The 2498-nt window shown below is 53.2% G+C and carries 4 protein-coding genes; all 4 read left to right on the top strand.

Translation table 11 applies throughout. From position 1 onward, the window contains the following. Positions 1-4 precede the first annotated feature (4 nt). The 4 genes from secY to rpsK all read left to right on the top strand — a co-directional run bounded on the left by secY (position 5) and on the right by rpsK (position 2449). Positions 5-1327: a preprotein translocase subunit SecY gene (gene secY, locus ACTG3T_RS04355; protein WP_439101040.1), complete on the top strand. Its 1323-nt coding sequence runs from the start codon at positions 5-7 to the stop codon at positions 1325-1327. 27 nt (positions 1328-1354) lie between these two features. Beyond that, positions 1355-1471, top strand: coding sequence for a 50S ribosomal protein L36 (gene rpmJ / locus ACTG3T_RS04350; protein WP_075998814.1), 117 nt, complete (start codon positions 1355-1357; stop codon positions 1469-1471). A 135-nt stretch (positions 1472-1606) separates the two neighbouring features. After that, positions 1607-1963 carry a 30S ribosomal protein S13 gene (gene rpsM, locus ACTG3T_RS04345; RefSeq protein WP_405273197.1) on the top strand — a complete coding sequence of 119 codons (357 nt, stop codon included), beginning with the start codon at positions 1607-1609 and terminating at the stop codon, positions 1961-1963. A gap of 93 nt (positions 1964-2056) precedes the next feature. Beyond that, positions 2057-2449, top strand: coding sequence for a 30S ribosomal protein S11 (gene rpsK / locus ACTG3T_RS04340; protein WP_008292587.1), 393 nt, complete (start codon positions 2057-2059; stop codon positions 2447-2449). The last annotated feature ends 49 nt before the right edge of the window (positions 2450-2498 follow it).

The raw sequence follows: 2498 nt of genomic DNA, 5'->3' as shown, positions 1-2498 counted from the left end.
ACTGATGGCCGAGTTACCCTCAGCAAACCGTGCCGGACTGGGCGAGCTTTTTGCTCGCCTTCGTTTTGTATTGGTCGCGATAATTGTGTACCGCATCGGTACGCACATTCCTGTGCCGGGTATCGATCCGAATCAGCTCGCGGCGCTCTTTAATCAGAACCAGGGCACTATTCTGGGTTTGGCGAATATGTTTTCCGGTGGTGCTTTGGAGCGCATGAGCATCCTCGCGCTGGGCATCATGCCGTACATTTCTGCATCGATCATTATGCAACTGATGTCGGCGGTCACCCCGCAGCTGGAGCAGCTCAAGAAGGAGGGTGAGGCCGGGCGTCGCAAGATAAGCCAGTACACGCGCTACCTGACCGTCGTGCTTGCGATTGTGCAGGCAACGGGTATGACCGTCGGCATGGCCAACCAGGGTATGAGCTACAATTCGGGTCTGCTGTTCTTCATTATCGCTATCACGTCACTGGTTACTGGCGCTGTGTTCATGATGTGGCTGGGTGAGCAGATCACCGAGAAAGGTGTAGGTAATGGCATTTCCCTGCTGATTTTTGCGGGAATTGTTGCGGGTTTGCCTTCCGCCATCGGGCAATCGCTGGAGCAGGCTCGTCAGGGAGAAATCAACATACTAGCGCTTTTGTTGATACTGACACTGGCAATCGCTGTGATCTACATGATCGTATTTATTGAACGGGGTCAGCGCAGGATCACCGTCAATTACGCCAAGCGGCAGCAGGGGCGTAAAATGTACCAGGCGCAAAGTTCTCACCTGCCCCTTAAAGTGAACATGGCGGGCGTGATCCCGGCGATTTTTGCGAGCAGTATCTTGCTGTTTCCCGCTTCCATCGCGCAGTGGTTCGGCCAGTCCGGCGGCGCGGATTGGCTTCAGGATCTTGCTGTGGCTATTGGCCCTGGGCAACCTCTCAACATCTTGCTGTTTACAATATTTATCGTTTTCTTCTGCTTCTTCTACACGGCGTTGATGTTTAACCCCCAGGAAGTCGCGGATAATTTGAAGAAGTCCGGTGCATTTGTACCCGGTATTCGTCCAGGGCAGCAGACCGCCAATTACATTGATGGCGTACTAACACGGCTCACGGTGTTCGGTTCGGCTTACATTGCGCTGGTGTGTCTGCTGCCGCAGTTTCTGGTCGTAACCTGGAACGTACCTTTTTACCTGGGTGGTACTTCGCTGCTTATCGTGGTTGTAGTGGTCATGGATTTTATGGCGCAGGTACAGAGCCACATGATGTCTCACCAGTATGATTCGGTGATGAAAAAGTCCAACTTGAAGAATTATGGAAGTGCAGGCCGCGTTCGCTGAGAACGGGATCTGTTTGGGAGTAGAAAGATGAAAGTAAGAGCATCGGTAAAAAAGATCTGCAGAAACTGCAAGGTCGTTCGTCGCAAGGGTGTGGTCCGCGTGATCTGCAACACAGATCCCCGTCACAAGCAGCGTCAGGGGTAAGGGTTGCAGGCATTGCGTTCTGGCAACGAAATCGTTAAAATCGCGCGCCTTTTTTCAGGGTTTCGCAATCTTGCATCGCAGCGGGCACAGTGTGCCGGTCTCGATGCGGGTATACAGTTTTTCGGAGATAAGTGAATGGCTCGTATAGCCGGGGTCAACATACCCGACAACAAGCACGCCGTAATCTCCCTCACCTATATTTTTGGTGTAGGGCGTACCCAGGCCAAGCGTATTTGCGAGGCCAGCGGTGTAGAACAGAGCGCCCGTGTAGGTGATCTTTCAGAAGATCAACTGGATGTGCTGCGTAACAAGGTCGGTGAGTTGACTGTCGAAGGTGATCTTCGTCGGGAAGTCTCCATGAACATCAAACGGTTGATGGATCTGGGTTGTAACCGTGGTCTTCGTCACCGCCGTAACCTCCCGCTTCGCGGACAACGCACCAAGACCAATGCGCGTACCCGTAAGGGACCAAGAAAACCGATCCGCCGTTAATACCGCGCCGGCCTGACGCCGGCGTTAACAGTGGGTCCTTAATTAGTGTAGCTGCACCGTAGTGCAGTGTTGATATTAAGCAGGATTAGATACATGGCCAAGCCAGGTGCCAAGAGCACGCGCAAGAAAATCACGCGGACCATCGCCGATGGAATCGCGCATATTCATGCGTCATTTAACAACACCATCATTACCATCACTGACCGTCAGGGGAATACCCTGAGCTGGGCTACCTCCGGTGGTTCAGGTTTTCGTGGTTCACGTAAAAGCACGCCTTTTGCCGCACAGGTTGCAGCGGAGCGCGCCGGTGAAGCGGCTAAAGAGTACGGTCTCCAGAATTTGGATGTGCAGGTGAAAGGTCCGGGACCAGGTCGTGAATCTGCCGTCCGTGCCTTGAATGCCTGTGGTTACAAGATCAGCAATATCACTGACGTGACGCCGATCCCCCACAATGGTTGTCGTCCGCCCAAGAAGCGTCGCGTTTAAGAGGGAGCAAGAATATGGCTCGTTATATTGGCCCAAAGTGTAAGCTCGC

The sequence above is a fragment of the Congregibacter sp. genome (assembly GCF_965660375.1).
GTDB lineage: Bacteria > Pseudomonadota > Gammaproteobacteria > Pseudomonadales > Halieaceae > Congregibacter.
This window is presented reverse-complemented; position numbering and strand designations above follow the sequence as displayed.